This is a genomic window from Streptomyces sp. ICC4 (assembly GCF_003287915.1).
GTDB classification, from domain to species: domain Bacteria; phylum Actinomycetota; class Actinomycetes; order Streptomycetales; family Streptomycetaceae; genus Streptomyces; species Streptomyces tritrimontium.
Genome location: NZ_CP030286.1, coordinates 5,186,458 through 5,199,052, shown reverse-complemented (window position 1 = coordinate 5,199,052; position 12,595 = coordinate 5,186,458). Strand labels below are relative to the sequence as shown.

The 12,595-nt window shown below is 70.9% G+C and carries 16 protein-coding genes; 12 read left to right on the top strand and 4 right to left on the bottom strand.

What is annotated here, in order from left to right; translation table 11 throughout:
• Positions 1-42 precede the first annotated feature (42 nt).
• Together aroH and DRB89_RS24265 are read left to right on the top strand one after the other, a co-directional pair.
• A complete protein-coding gene (gene aroH / locus DRB89_RS24270) occupies positions 43-420 on the top strand; it encodes a chorismate mutase (protein ID WP_112448266.1) in 378 nt (125 codons plus the stop codon).
• On the top strand, positions 417-1,553 hold the full coding sequence (locus DRB89_RS24265) for a prephenate dehydrogenase (RefSeq protein WP_343234512.1): 1,137 nt from the start codon (positions 417-419) through the stop codon (positions 1,551-1,553). The genes aroH and DRB89_RS24265 overlap by 4 nt, the downstream gene beginning before the upstream one ends.
• Positions 1,554-1,817: 264 nt before the next feature.
• Here the strand turns inward: DRB89_RS24265 and DRB89_RS24260 are convergent, their stop codons facing one another.
• Together DRB89_RS24260 and DRB89_RS24255 are read right to left on the bottom strand one after the other, a co-directional pair.
• Positions 1,818-2,543: a DUF6215 domain-containing protein gene (locus DRB89_RS24260; protein WP_112450331.1), complete on the bottom strand. Its 726-nt coding sequence runs from the start codon at positions 2,541-2,543 to the stop codon at positions 1,818-1,820.
• Positions 2,544-2,684: 141 nt separating this feature from the next.
• Positions 2,685-3,140: a MarR family winged helix-turn-helix transcriptional regulator gene (locus DRB89_RS24255; protein ID WP_112453669.1), complete on the bottom strand. Its 456-nt coding sequence runs from the start codon at positions 3,138-3,140 to the stop codon at positions 2,685-2,687.
• Positions 3,141-3,230: 90 nt separating this feature from the next.
• On the opposite strand from DRB89_RS24255, the gene DRB89_RS24250 reads away from it, so the two are divergent.
• The 6 genes from DRB89_RS24250 to DRB89_RS24225 all read left to right on the top strand — a co-directional run bounded on the left by DRB89_RS24250 (position 3,231) and on the right by DRB89_RS24225 (position 7,227).
• A complete protein-coding gene (locus DRB89_RS24250) occupies positions 3,231-3,575 on the top strand; it encodes a DoxX family protein (RefSeq protein ID WP_112450330.1) in 345 nt (114 codons plus the stop codon).
• Positions 3,576-3,665: 90 nt separating this feature from the next.
• A complete protein-coding gene (locus tag DRB89_RS24245; protein WP_239516311.1) occupies positions 3,666-4,178 on the top strand; it encodes a polyketide cyclase in 513 nt (170 codons plus the stop codon).
• Complete coding sequence (locus tag DRB89_RS24240) at positions 4,178-4,606, top strand: MarR family transcriptional regulator (protein WP_112450329.1); 429 nt, start codon at positions 4,178-4,180, stop codon at positions 4,604-4,606. Before DRB89_RS24245 ends, DRB89_RS24240 begins: the two co-directional genes overlap by 1 nt.
• Positions 4,607-4,702: 96 nt before the next feature.
• Positions 4,703-5,764 (top strand): aldo/keto reductase, encoded by a 1,062-nt coding sequence (locus DRB89_RS24235; RefSeq protein ID WP_112450328.1) that lies wholly within the window; start codon positions 4,703-4,705, stop codon positions 5,762-5,764.
• Positions 5,765-5,785: 21 nt separating this feature from the next.
• Positions 5,786-6,379, top strand: coding sequence for a TetR family transcriptional regulator (locus DRB89_RS24230; RefSeq protein WP_112450327.1), 594 nt, complete (start codon positions 5,786-5,788; stop codon positions 6,377-6,379).
• Positions 6,380-6,501: 122 nt separating this feature from the next.
• Entirely contained in the window at positions 6,502-7,227 is a 726-nt protein-coding gene (locus DRB89_RS24225) for a VC0807 family protein (protein ID WP_112450326.1), read from the top strand.
• Between the two features lie 62 nt (positions 7,228-7,289).
• Here the strand turns inward: DRB89_RS24225 and DRB89_RS24220 are convergent, their stop codons facing one another.
• Positions 7,290-8,672, bottom strand: a complete 1,383-nt coding sequence (locus DRB89_RS24220; RefSeq protein WP_112450325.1) for a glycine--tRNA ligase — start codon at positions 8,670-8,672, stop codon at positions 7,290-7,292.
• Between the two features lie 157 nt (positions 8,673-8,829).
• On the opposite strand from DRB89_RS24220, the gene DRB89_RS24215 reads away from it, so the two are divergent.
• Genes DRB89_RS24215 through DRB89_RS24200 form a run of 4 tightly spaced genes read left to right on the top strand, consistent with a single transcriptional unit; the run spans position 8,830 to position 11,982 of the window.
• Positions 8,830-9,798 carry a metal ABC transporter substrate-binding protein gene (locus DRB89_RS24215; protein WP_112450324.1) on the top strand — a complete coding sequence of 323 codons (969 nt, stop codon included), beginning with the start codon at positions 8,830-8,832 and terminating at the stop codon, positions 9,796-9,798.
• A 32-nt stretch (positions 9,799-9,830) separates the two neighbouring features.
• Positions 9,831-10,622 carry a metal ABC transporter ATP-binding protein gene (locus DRB89_RS24210; protein WP_112450323.1) on the top strand — a complete coding sequence of 264 codons (792 nt, stop codon included), beginning with the start codon at positions 9,831-9,833 and terminating at the stop codon, positions 10,620-10,622.
• The gene (locus DRB89_RS24205; protein ID WP_112450322.1) at positions 10,622-11,488 is read left to right on the top strand and encodes a metal ABC transporter permease; all 867 of its coding nucleotides are present in this window, start codon (positions 10,622-10,624) and stop codon (positions 11,486-11,488) included. Before DRB89_RS24210 ends, DRB89_RS24205 begins: the two co-directional genes overlap by 1 nt.
• A 59-nt stretch (positions 11,489-11,547) precedes the next feature.
• A complete protein-coding gene (locus DRB89_RS24200; protein WP_112450321.1) occupies positions 11,548-11,982 on the top strand; it encodes a transcriptional repressor in 435 nt (144 codons plus the stop codon).
• A gap of 28 nt (positions 11,983-12,010) precedes the next feature.
• Here DRB89_RS24200 and DRB89_RS24195 read toward each other — a convergent pair whose 3' ends face one another.
• Entirely contained in the window at positions 12,011-12,577 is a 567-nt protein-coding gene (locus tag DRB89_RS24195; protein WP_112450320.1) for a YcxB family protein, read from the bottom strand.
• Positions 12,578-12,595 lie beyond the last annotated feature (18 nt).

Sequence of the window (12,595 nt, the reverse complement as noted above, 5' to 3'; positions counted from 1 at the left end):
CGCGACCGATCGACGTACCGTCCTCAGCCAAGGGAGAAGACCATGTCCGTGCGTGCCCTGCGCGGTGCCATCCAGCTGGAAGTCGACGAGCGGGTCCACCTGCTGGACGGGGTCCGGACGCTGTTCCAGGAGATGCTCGCCGCCAACGGGCTCGACCAGGACGACCTGGTCAGCGTGCTCTTCACGGCGACCCCGGACCTGGTCAGCGAGTTCCCGGCGGTCGCCGCCCGCGAACTGGGCGTGACCGACGTGCCGCTGATGTGTGCGCAGGAACTGGACATCGCCGGGTCCCTGCCCCGCGTGGTCCGGATCCTCGCGTACGCCGAGACGGAACTGTCCAAGCCCGAGATCAAGCACGTCTACCTCGGTGGCGCGGCAACCCTGCGCAGGGACCTCGCCGCAGCCGGAGAACCGAGATGATCCGCTCCGCCGCGGTGGTGGGGACCGGCCTCATCGGAACCTCCATCGCGCTGGCCCTCTCCCGGCGCGGGGTAGCCGTCCACCTCATCGACGAGAACGAGTCGGCCGCCCGCACCGCCGCCTCGCTCGGCGCCGGCACCCTCGGCGCCCCGAAGCACACCGTCGACCTGGCCGTACTGGCCGTCCCGCCGGCCCACGTCGGCACGGTCCTCGCCGCCCAGCAGAAGCTGGGCCTCGCCCGCTCCTACACCGACGTCGCCAGCGTCAAGACCGAACCCGAGATCGGGGTCCTGGCCGCCGGCGCCGACCCCGTCACCTTCATCGGCGGACATCCCATGGCCGGTCGGGAGCGCTCCGGCCCGCTCGCCGCCTGCGCCACCCTCTTCGAGGGCCGCTCCTGGGTCCTGACCCCCACGCCGGAGACCGGCCGTGAAGCGCTCAACATGGCACTGATGATGGTGTCCCTGTGCGGGGCGGTGCCCGTCGTGATGGACAGCGACGTGCACGACCGGGCCGTGGCCCGCGTCTCGCACACCCCGCACGTCGTCGCCTCGCTGATGGCCGCCCGCCTCCAGCACCTCCCCGAAGACGCCTGCCGCCTCGCCGGCCAGGGACTGCGCGACGTGACCCGGATCGCCGGGGGAGACCCCCGGCTGTGGAGCGACATCCTGGAGTCCAACGCCACCGCGGTGGCCGACGTGCTCACCGAACTCGCCGAGGACCTCCAGGTCACCGTGACCGCCCTGCGGGGCCTGGCCACCGACAACGCCGACGAACGGGCCCAGGGCACCACGCTCCTGGCCGACCTGCTCGGCCGCGGCATCAGCGGCCGCGACCGCATCCCCGGAAAGCACGGGCACCCCGTACCCGCGTGCGCGCCGGTCCGCGTACTGATCGGCGACCAGCCCGGCGAACTCGCCCGGCTGCTCGCGAGCGCCGCCGAACTCGGCGTCAACATCGAGGACATGACCATCGACCACTCGCCCGGCGACGAGAGCGGACTGGTCGAGCTGATGGTCGCCCGCGGCACCGCCGTCAGCATGGCCCAGCGCCTGATGAGCGCCGGCTGGAGGGTCCAGCGCATGGGCCCGATCGAGGCCCCACCGGCCCCACCGGTCGCGGTCGGCGTCTAGTGCTGTGACCGGAAAGGTTCACCGGGTCGCGGCGCCCGGCACGGCACCTCGCCGCGTTGTCGGACCACCGAAGTACGTCCAGTACAAGCGGCGGCCCTCCGCCTTGCGATGCACCGCACCGGAGAGATGTACCGAGGGGAGATCGTCGGCAGCGTGAGATGGGTGTAAGGGACGGGGCGGGGGCCGCCGGTCAGCGGTCAGCGGTCAGCGGTCAGGCCAGGGGCCGGCGGTCAGGGGCCGGCGGTCAGGCCAGGGGCCCGGCGGTCAGGGCCCCGGCGGGGTCACCCCGGACCATCCCGGCACGGTCGGCAGCACCTTCTCCGCGACCCGGAGCAGCGCCAGGTCGTCCGGAAGCATGCCGTCCCTGCGCCACACGGTCACCTCGTACAGGCCGCCGCTGTCCTTCTCGTCCCGGGACACGACGAGGACGCGCGCCGGGACACCCGGACCGCTGTGGGAGTCGCTCCCGTCGAGGCGGAAGCTGAGGCTGATGGTGCGGTCCGAGTAGAGGAATCCCGGGCGGCCCAGCACCGTCCGCGGCGGCGCGCCGTCCCCCAGCAGGGCGGATGCCGTGGCGATCGTGAGGGGTTTGCGGTCGGCCCTGAGCGTGACCGTGTAGGTCTCGAACTCGACCCTGGCCGACGGCGTCACGGCCTTCTCCTCGCCGTTCACCTCGACGGAGCCGCCACTGCCGCTCGCGCTCTTGGCGCTCTCCCCCGGCGTGCCCAGCAGCTCGGCGAGGTCCGGACGGTGCAGCGCCTCGCAGAGCTGCGTGCCGGAGGCGTGCCAGGGCGCGGTCCCGGTCTCCGCCGGCGTCTTCTCGGGCTTCCCGCTCCTGCAGGTCGCCGGCCGCGGGGTGGCGGTCGAGGACGACTGCGACTGCGCGAGCACCCAGAAGCCGACACCGAGTGCCCCCACCAGCGCCAGGGCCGTCGCGGCCTGGCCCCACGCGCCCGCGCCCTTGTTGGGCGCGTCGAAATCTTCGGCCATGTCCCCCACCTGCTGCGATCCCCCGATACGTGCCCGGGACCTTAACCCGGTGATCATCAGGCGGACAAGGGAAATCGAACGGCCGCCGGTCGGCGCGCCCGCTGCTCCGCGGCTCCTCCGCGACTGCGGACTGCTCCGCGGCTACTCCGTGCAGTCGAAGTCGTCGGCGTGCGAATCGATCCGCGCCAGCAGTCCGCGCAGCACGTCCTGGTCCTGCTCCGACAGCCCCGCGAACAGTCCGAGCTCGACCGCGTCGAGAGCCTCGTTGGTCTTGGCCAGGACCTCCGTCCCGGCACCCGTGATGGCGACGTTGTGACGCCGCCGGTCGGCCGGGTCCCGGCGGCGTTCCGCGAAGCCCCAGCCCTCGAGGTCGTTGAGGATGCCGACGAGCACGCTCGGGTCCACTTCCAGCCGCTCGGCGAGGGCGCGCTGGCCGATGGGGCCGCCGGCCAGGTGCATCAGGGTCATCGCGTGGCGCGGGGTGAGCCCGGCTGCGCCGAGCGCCTTCTTCATGCGGGTCTGGGTGACCGAGCCGTGCCAGGCCAGCAGCAGGCCCAGCCGCTGCGGAGGTTGCGGGGAGTCCTGAGGCGCCGTCATCTCCACATCGTAACAACCAAGAAATGATTGCACTCGGTTAATCGTTGATGGTATTCAATAGTTCTTAACTGCCGATCATTGGAGTCCGCCATGTTCACCGCCTACGCCGTCGTCGCCACCCTGCTCGCCCTCGCGCTCACCGCGTCCGCCACCTTCACCCTCCTCCGCAACCCCGCGGTCATATCGAACATGCACCGCCTCGGAGTCCCCGACTCGTGGCTGCCGCGCCTGGCCGCGCTCAAGGCGGCGGGCGCGATCGGCCTGGTGGCGGGCCTGTGGGTCGCGCCGCTGGGCATCGCCGCCGCCACCGGCGTGACCCTCTACTTCATCGGCGCGGTCATCACCCACCTGCGTGCGAAGGACTACGAGCTCGCCCCGGCGGCCGTCCTGACCCTGGTCGCACTGGCCGCCCTGGTCCTGCGCGCGACCTCGTGACGACGCCTCCCCCGACCGGTGGCCGAGCCTCCTGGACAGTTGGTCTCCGCGAAGATAATCTGCGCGCAGAGCATCTATCAGGAGGCAGTCATGTGGGAGTACGAGCACGGCGTTGAGACCACCGCCGCACCCGAGGCGGTCTGGGCCCTGTGGGCCGACGTCGAGGGGTGGGGCACCTGGAACGCCGACATCGAGAAGATCGAGCTCCGGGGTGCCTTCGCGGCGGGCGCGGAGATCACCATGACCCCGGCCGGCCAGGACCCGGTGGAACTCCTCGTCGCCGAGGCCGTCGAGGGCGAGATGTTCGTCGACGAGGCGCGCTTCGACGGACTGGTCCTGCGGACCACCCACCGGATCGACCGGCTCGCCCCGGACCGCAGCCGGGTCGTGTACCGGATGGAGATCACCGGCGAGGGCGCCGGCGAGGCCGGCCCGCACATCGGCCCGGCCATCACCGCCGACTGGCCCGAGACCATGGCCGCGCTGGTCCGGACGGCACTGGCCCGGACGGCGCCGGCCCCAGACCCGACGATGCCGGACCGGACGGTGCCGGTCCCGACGGTGCCAGACCCGACGGCACCGGACCGGACGGCACGGGGCTGATGGCCCTGACCCCGGGCGAGAGCCCCGGATTCCTCCTCTGGCACGCCACTCTGAGCTGGCAGCGCGGCATCGCCGCCGCGCTGGGCCCCCTGGGCCTGACCCACGTGCAGTTCGTCCTGCTCGCCTGCGCCTGGTGGCTCAACGGCCAGGGCGAGCACCCCAACCAGCAGGCACTGGCGCGCCAGGCCGGCACCGACGTGAAGATGACCTCCCAGGTCGTGCGGACCCTCGAACAGAAGGGGCTCCTCGCCCGCGAGGTGGACCCGGCGGACACGCGCGCCAAGCGGCTGCGCGTCACCGCGGCCGGCGCCGAGCTGGCGCCGCGGGCGATCGCCGCCGTGGAAGCGGTCGACACGGAGTTCTTCCGGCCGGTCGCGCGCGAGGACGCGATCGCCCTGCTGAGCCGCCTGGTCCACCCGGAATCCTGACCGACCCCGCTCCCCCGGGACGCCGCCGTCGCGGCTCCCCCGCACGAACGGGTGACAGATATTGAAATCTGTCACCCGTCATGCCATTCTCGTTCCATGACGACGAACGAGAGCACCCGAGCGACCAGCCCCGCCCGATCGACCCAATCGACCCACCCGACCCGCACCCTCGGCACCACCGGCCCCTCGGTCTTCCCGCTGGGCCTGGGATGCATGGGGATGTCCGCGCTCTACGGCGAGACCGACCGGGCCGAGTCCCTCGCCACCATCCACGCGGCCCTCGACGCGGGCGTGACCCTGCTCGACACCGGCGACTTCTACGGCATGGGGCACAACGAGCTCCTCATCGGCGAAGCCCTGCGCACCGCGCCCGCCGCGGCCCGCGAGCAGGCGCTGACCAGCGTGAAGTTCGGCGCCCTGCGCACGGTCGAGGGCGGCTTCACCGGATACGACGGGCGGCCGGAGGCCGTCAAGAACTTCCTGGCCTATTCGCTCCAGCGCCTCGGCCGGGACCACATCGACATCTACCGCATCGCCCGCGTCGACCCGGACGTCCCGATCGAGGAGACCGTCGGCGCCATCGCCGAGGCCGTGCAGGCCGGGCACGTCCGGCACATAGGACTCTCCGAGGTCGGCGCGGACACCCTGCGCAGGGCCGCCGCCGTGGCCCCGATCGCCGACCTCCAGATCGAGTACTCCCTGATCTCACGCGGCATCGAGCAGGAGATCCTGCCGGCCGCCCGTGAGCTCGGCATCGGCATCACGGCGTACGGGGTGCTGTCCCGCGGCCTGATCAGCGGGCATTTCACCCGCGAGCGGACCTTGGCCCCGGGCGACTTCCGCGGGATGAGCCCGCGCTTCCAGGGCGACAACCTCGGCCGGAACCTCGACCTGGTCGACGCCCTGCGCAAGGTCGCCGACGACAAGGGCGTCAGCGTCGCCCAGACCGCCATCGCCTGGGTGCTCTCGCGCGGCGAGGACATCGTGCCGCTGGTGGGCGCCCGCCGCCGCGACCGGCTCACGGAGGCACTGGGTGCCATACAGGTGGTGCTGAGCCCCGCCGACCTCGCCGCCATCGAGGAGGCGGTTCCGGCGGGAGCGGCTGCCGGCGAGCGGTATCCGGCGGCCCAGATGGCCCACCTGGACAGTGAGCACTGATCCGGCTGTACGGTCGTACTCATGCCTCCCGCTGCCGCCGCGCCCCTCACTCCCGAGCGCATCCTCGAAACCACCGAGGAGGTGCTGCGCCGCTTCGGCCCGACCAAGGCGACCGTGGTGGACGTGGCGCGCGCCCTGGGCGTCAGCCACGGCAGCGTGTACCGGCACTTCCCGTCGAAGGCGGCGCTGCGCGAGGCCGTCACGGACCGCTGGCTCGCCAAGAACGTGGTCATGCTGGAGGAGATCGTCTCGGCGCCCGCCGAGCCGGCGCCCTCGAAGCTGGAATCGTGGCTGGAGGCGCTGTTCGAGGCCAAGCGCCACAAGGCCGGCAACGATCCCGAGCTGTTCGCGACGTACATGGTGCTGCTCACCGAGAACAGCGGCGTCGTCGACCAGCACCTGAGCCAGCTCGTCGAGCAGTTGTCGAGGATCATCGGCGAGGGGGTCGAGGCCGGATCGCTCAGCGCGCCCGACGTACCGGCCGCCGCCCGGGCGGTGTTCGATGCCACCGGCCGCTTCCATGATCCGCAGTATGCGGCGGACTGGCTGTCCCCGAACATCACCGCCGAGTTCGAGGCGGTCTCCGCGCTGGTCGTCCGGGGTCTGCGCGCCTGACGCCCGGAACCGGCCGGCCCGGACAGCTTGATCATCATTTTGGGCGCGGGACCCTTGCCGCTCCCCTGCCGTGTTCTTACGTTCCCCTTACCGCACAGATCAGGTCCGTTCCAGGGGGAACTTTGTCAGCTCAGGAAGCAACGGCACCGCAGTCCGATCCGCCGGCCCGATCGGGAACCGCGGCCGCGATCGGCTGGATCCTGACCATCGGCTTCAACGTGGTCGCGCCGATCCTCACGTACAACATGCTCACCGACCGCGGCTGGAGCGAGTTCGCCGCGCTGCTGGTCAGCGGCGTCTGGCCGGTGGTCGACTCCGCCGTCCACCTCGCCTGGCGGCGCAAGATCGACGAGTTCGCCGTGGTCACCCTCGTGTTCCTGGTGATCACCGCCCTCGTCACGCTGATCGGCGCGCACTCGGCGCGCGCGCTGCTCATCAAGGACTCGGGCGTGACCGGCCTGTTCGGGCTGCTCTGCCTCGCGACCCTGCTGGCCCCGCGGCCGCTGATGTTCTACTTCGGCCGCAAGTTCGGCACGGACGGCACCCCGGCGGGAGTGGCGTACTTCAACGGGCTCTGGCAGTACCCCGACTTCCGCTTCGTGATGCGGCGGATGACCACCGTCTGGGGCGTCGCGTACCTGGCCGAGGCCCTGGTGCGGGTCGCGCTGGTGTACCTGCTGGACACCGACACGATGGTGGTCGTCAGCCCGATCCTGATCTACTCCGTCCTCGGCTCGCTGATCCTGTGGACCGTCCGCTACTCGAAGCGGTCGCAGGCCGAGGGCGAGGCGCGGGCCGCGGCCGCCCTGGCGGCGCAGACCGCCGGAAGCGGCGCCGCGCCCGCGTGACCGGACGGGCGGACGGCAGTGGCCCGGTGCGCGATGCGCACCGGGCCACTGCGGTCACAGCACTAGCAGCCGAGCAGGCGGCTGCCGAGGTAGGTCTGGATCTGGTCCAGGGAGACGCGCTCCTGCTTCATGGTGTCGCGCTCGCGCACGGTCACCGCGTTGTCGTCGAGGGTGTCGAAGTCGACGGTGACGCAGAACGGCGTGCCGATCTCGTCCTGGCGGCGGTAGCGGCGGCCGATGGCGCCCGCGTCGTCGAACTCGATGTTCCAGAACTTGCGCAGGTCGGCGGCGAGGCCCTTGGCCTTCGGCGACAGCTGCGCGTTGCGGGACAGCGGCAGGACGGCGACCTTGACCGGGGCCAGGCGCGGGTCGAGGCGCATCACGGTGCGCTTCTCCATGACGCCCTTGGCGTTCGGGGCCTCGTCCTCGTTGTACGCGTCGAGCATGAAGGCGAGCATGGCGCGGTTGACACCGGCCGCCGGCTCGATGACGTACGGGGTGTACTTCTCCTTCGACTCCTGGTCGAAGTACACGAGCTCCGAGCCGGAGGCGGCGGAGTGGGCCTTGAGGTCGAAGTCGGTGCGGTTGGCGACGCCTTCGAGCTCGGAGAACTCATTGCCACCGAAGTTGAAGCGGTACTCGATGTCGGCGGTGCGCTTCGAGTAGTGGGACAGCTTGTCCTTCGGGTGGTCGTACCAGCGGATGTTCTCCTCGCGGATGCCGAGGTCGCGGTACCAGTTCCACCGCTCCTGCATCCAGTACTCCTGCCACTGCTCGTCCTCGCCCGGCTTGACGAAGAACTCCATCTCCATCTGCTCGAACTCGCGGGTGCGGAAGATGAAGTTGCCGGGGGTGATCTCGTTGCGGAAGGACTTGCCCATCTGCGCGATGCCGAAGGGGGGCTTCTTGCGCGAGGCGGTCATCACGTGCGCGAAGTTGGTGAAGATGCCCTGGGCGGTCTCGGGGCGCAGGTACGCCTTGGAGCCGGTGTCCTGGGTCGGGCCGAGGTGGGTCTCCAGCATGCCGGAGAACTGCTTGGGCTCGGTGAACTGGCCCTTCACGCCGCAGTTGGGGCAGTTGATGTCCGCGAGGCCGTTGGCAGGCGTGCGGCCGTGCTTGGCCTCGTACGCCTCTTCCAGGTGGTCGGCGCGGTGGCGCTTGTGACAGGAGGTGCACTCGGTCAGCGGGTCCGAGAAGGTGCCGACGTGGCCGGAGGCCACCCAGACCTCCGGGGCCAGGATCACGGAGGAGTCGAGGCCGACGATGTCCTCACGCCCGGTGACCATGGCCTTCCACCACTGGCGCTTGATGTTCTCCTTGAGCTCGACACCGAGCGGACCGTAATCCCAGGCGGCCTTGGAGCCGCCGTAGATGTCACTGCACGGGAAAACGAAGCCACGGCGCTTGCTCAGGCTGACGATGGTTTCGATCTTGTCGGCGGCCACGGTGCTCTCTTCATTTACGAGGACGAACGGCGAAGCCTCAAGGTTACCGGCGCCCGCACCCTCCCTTTCAAATCGGGCCCCCCGTCCTCCGGGGCTCCACACCCCGCCCCACCAGGGTTTTTGACAATCGTTTCCATCTTTGATGAAAATGGATGTCATGAACGTACGACGACGCCTCATACCCACCGCCGCCCTCGCCGGAGCCGTTGCCCTCGCCGCCACGGCCCTCACCGCCTGCTCGGGCACCGCCGGAGCCGCCGGCGGCAAGGACGGCACACTCGACGTGATGGCGTCGTTCTATCCGATGCAGTTCCTCGTCGAGCAGATCGGCAAGGACCACGTGAAGGTCGACACCCTCACCAAGCCGGGCGTCGAGCCGCACGACCTGGAGATCACCCCGAAGCAGACCGCGCAGCTCGGCGAGGCCGATGTCGTCCTCTACCTCAAGACGCTGCAGCCCGCCGTCGACAAGGCCGTCGCCCAGTCCGGCGTGAAGAACGTCGTCGACGCCGCCACCCTCACCAAGCTGGAGGTGCACGGCACCTCGGGCCACGACGACCACGCCGCCGAAGGCGAAGGCCACGACCACAGCCACGGCGAATCCGGCGAGGACCCGCACCTCTGGCTCGACCCGGTCAAGTACGCCGAGATCGCCAAGGGCGTCGGCGCCGCCCTGGAGAAGGCCGACCCCGGCCACGCGGCGGACTACAAGAAGAACACCGACGACCTGGTCGCCAAACTGGGCGCGCTCGACACCGAGTTCAAGGACGGCCTGAAGAACACGGCCTCCAAGACCTTCATCACCACCCACTCCGCCTTCGGCTACCTCGCCGAGCGCTACGGCCTCGACCAGGAGGGCATCTCCGGCGTCGACCCCGAGTCCGAGCCGAGCCCGGCCCGGATGAAGGAGCTGCAGGCCGTCGCGAAGAAGGACAATGTCACCACCGTGTTCTTCGAGACGCTGGCCAGCGACAAGACGGCCAAGACCCTCGCGACCGACACCGGCCTGAAGACCGACGTCCTGGACCCCCTCGAGGGAATTACGGACAAGTCCCAGGGTGCTGACTACTTCGAGGTCATGCGGGCCAACCTGAAGAACCTCCAGAAGGCGCTCGGCAACAAGTAATGGCAGCAGTAGCAGCAACGGAGGCGCGAGCCATGGAGTCCAAGCCCACGCAGGCGCCGGACCAGCCCGTCATATCCCTGCGCGGGGCCACGGCCTCGCTCGGTTCGCGCCCCGTGCTGCGCGGCGTCGACCTCACCGTCCGCCGCGGCGAGGTCGTCGCCCTCCTCGGCGCCAACGGCTCCGGCAAGTCCACGGCCGTGCGTGCCGTGGTCGGCCAGGTCCCGCTGAGCGAGGGCGCCCTGTCCCTCTTCGGCACCGACTTCAAGCGCTTCCGCGACTGGTCGCGCATCGGGTACGTCCCGCAGCGCACCACCGCCGCCAGCGGGGTCCCCGCCACCGTCCGCGAGGTCGTCTCCGCCGGGCGCCTCGCGCGCTCCCGCTTCGGGTTCCTGCGCAAGGCCGACAAGGCCGCCGTCGAGCGCGCGCTGGACCTGGTCGACATGGCCTCCCACGCCGACGCCTCCGTCAACGCGCTCTCCGGCGGGCAGCACCAGCGGGTCCTCATCGCCCGCGCGCTCGCCGGCGAGCCGGAGCTGCTGATCATGGACGAGCCGATGGCGGGCGTGGACCTGGCCAACCAGGAGGTCCTCGCGAACGCCCTGCGCACCCAGGTCGCCGCCGGCACCACCGTGCTCCTCGTCCTGCACGAGCTGGGCCCGCTGGAGCCGCTCATCGACCGCGCCGTCGTCCTGCGCGACGGCTGCGTCACGCACGACGGCCCGCCCCCGGAGGCCCTGGGCCAGCACGCGCTGCCGGGCCACGACCACGTACACCCCCACTCCGCGCACGACGCCGAGCCCCTCCGGACGGGACTGCTGAGCTGATGGACCTCCTCGACTACGCCTTCATGCAGCGGGCCCTCATCGCCGCCGCCCTCGTCGGCATCACGGCCCCCGCGATCGGCACGTACCTCGTGCAGCGCCGCCAGGCCGTCATGGGCGACGGCATCGGCCACGTGGCCATGACCGGTGTCGCGCTCGGTTTCCTGCTCAACACCAGCCCGGTGTGGATGGCCACCCTGGTCGCGGTCATCGGCGCGGTCGGCATGGAGCTGATCCGCTCCCGCGGCAAGACCAGCGGGGACATCGCGCTGGCCATGCTCTTCTACGGCGGCCTGGCCGGCGGCGTCATGATCATCAACCTGGCTCCGGGCGGCTCCACGGCCAACCTCACCAGCTACCTCTTCGGCTCCATCACCACCGTCTCGGCCGAGGACATCACCGCGGTCGTGATCCTCGCCCTGTTCGTCATCGCCGTCACCCTGGGACTGCGCCGCCAGCTGTTCGCGGTCTGCCAGGACGAGGAGTTCGCGCGGGTCACCGGCCTGCCGGTGCGCTTCCTGAACCTGCTGATGGCCGTCACCGCCGCCGTCACCGTGACCGTCGCGATGCGCATCGTCGGCCTGCTGCTGGTCAGCGCCATGATGGTGATCCCCGTGGCCGCCGCGCAGCGCGTCACCCGTGGGTTCACGGCCACGCTGACGGTGGCCATGGTGATCGGCGTACTGGTCTCGCTCTCGGGCACGGCGGCCACGTACTACATCGACGCCCCGTCCGGCGGCACGATCGTGCTGCTCGCCATCGCCGTGTTCATGGTGATGACGGCCGTTTCGACCCCCCTGGCCCGGCGGCGGGCGAGGGCCGCCCGCGCCTCCGAGGAAGTCTGCACGCGGGAAGGCGTGGAAGTGTGACGGTCTGAGCCGCGCGGCCGCCTGGCACAATGGGCCGAGGCCGAAACGAGGAGGAACCGGTGGCGACTGCGCCTGGCGAGATGAATACCGCGCCAGTACGAGGACGATCCACCCGGCAGCGGGCCGCCGTCGCGGCGGCGCTGGACGAGGTGGACGAGTTCCGCAGTGCCCAGGAACTCCACGACATGCTCAAGCACCGCGGCGATTCCGTGGGCCTGACCACCGTCTACCGCACCCTGCAGTCCCTCGCGGACGCGGGCGAGGTCGACGTCCTGCGGACCAGCGACGGCGAGTCCGTCTACCGGCGCTGCTCCACCGGGGACCACCACCACCACCTGGTCTGCCGCAAGTGTGGCAAGGCCGTCGAGGTGGAGGGTCCGGCGGTCGAGAAGTGGGCGGAGGCCATCGCGGCCGAGCACGGCTTCGTGAACGTCGCCCACACGGTGGAGATCTTCGGCACCTGCGCGGACTGCGCGGCGGCCCCCCAGCCGTAGCGGGGACCGGCCGGCGCCGGCCGCAGGCCTAGATCCGCTCCAGCTTCCCGTCCAGGAGCGCCCGCAGCACGTCCTGCTGCCCGGCGTCCGCGAGGCCCCGCTTGGGGAGCAGCGCCCCGCCGGTGATCTGCCTGTCGCCGGTGAAGACCATGAAGGTCGCGGGGGTCTCCGCGTAGGTCGACAGCGCGCTCCAGAGCAGGTGGGTGGAGCCCTGCGCTGAGTCGATGGTGATGCCCTCGCCGTCGACGACCGCCCTGCACTCCCCCGCCGCCGCCAGCAGTCCGCGGGTCGACCGGGCCATGAACCGGTGGCCGAACAGCGCGAAGGCCCAGCCGAGCAGGCCCACCACGGTCAGCGCCACGGGGGACCCGGCCGACTCGCCGTCCTGCGCGATGAGGACTGCGGCGTACCCGGGCCCCACCAGGCCGATGAGGAAGAACGGCAGGCGCTGGCGGCGGCCCGCCTTCGACCGGCCGCGTGCCCGCAGGCCCTCCGCCATGTCGGCGACGGTCGGCGTGTAGCGGAGCTCGACCGCCTGCCCCGCCGATGCCGACTCGTGTATCCGGTACAGCTGATCCCCGCTCATGTCGTCCATGAGCGGGGATCCTAGTGG

What these genes read in the sequence shown, in the direction of transcription:
- DRB89_RS24240 (WP_112450329.1), top strand. Translation starts at nt 4,178, where the DNA reads ATGGCCCTGACCCCGGGCGAGAGCCCCGGATTCCTCCTCTGGCACGCC.
- DRB89_RS24255 (WP_112453669.1), bottom strand. Translation starts at nt 3,140, where the DNA reads ATGACGGCGCCTCAGGACTCCCCGCAACCTCCGCAGCGGCTGGGCCTG.
- DRB89_RS24235 (WP_112450328.1), top strand. Translation starts at nt 4,703, where the DNA reads ATGACGACGAACGAGAGCACCCGAGCGACCAGCCCCGCCCGATCGACC.
- aroH (WP_112448266.1), top strand. Translation starts at nt 43, where the DNA reads ATGTCCGTGCGTGCCCTGCGCGGTGCCATCCAGCTGGAAGTCGACGAG.
- DRB89_RS24210 (WP_112450323.1), top strand. Translation starts at nt 9,831, where the DNA reads ATGGAGTCCAAGCCCACGCAGGCGCCGGACCAGCCCGTCATATCCCTG.
- DRB89_RS24250 (WP_112450330.1), top strand. Translation starts at nt 3,231, where the DNA reads ATGTTCACCGCCTACGCCGTCGTCGCCACCCTGCTCGCCCTCGCGCTC.
- DRB89_RS24245 (WP_239516311.1), top strand. Translation starts at nt 3,666, where the DNA reads ATGTGGGAGTACGAGCACGGCGTTGAGACCACCGCCGCACCCGAGGCG.
- DRB89_RS24195 (WP_112450320.1), bottom strand. Translation starts at nt 12,577, where the DNA reads ATGGACGACATGAGCGGGGATCAGCTGTACCGGATACACGAGTCGGCA.
- DRB89_RS24205 (WP_112450322.1), top strand. Translation starts at nt 10,622, where the DNA reads ATGGACCTCCTCGACTACGCCTTCATGCAGCGGGCCCTCATCGCCGCC.
- DRB89_RS24215 (WP_112450324.1), top strand. Translation starts at nt 8,830, where the DNA reads ATGAACGTACGACGACGCCTCATACCCACCGCCGCCCTCGCCGGAGCC.
- DRB89_RS24265 (WP_343234512.1), top strand. Translation starts at nt 417, where the DNA reads ATGATCCGCTCCGCCGCGGTGGTGGGGACCGGCCTCATCGGAACCTCC.
- DRB89_RS24230 (WP_112450327.1), top strand. Translation starts at nt 5,786, where the DNA reads ATGCCTCCCGCTGCCGCCGCGCCCCTCACTCCCGAGCGCATCCTCGAA.
- DRB89_RS24260 (WP_112450331.1), bottom strand. Translation starts at nt 2,543, where the DNA reads ATGGCCGAAGATTTCGACGCGCCCAACAAGGGCGCGGGCGCGTGGGGC.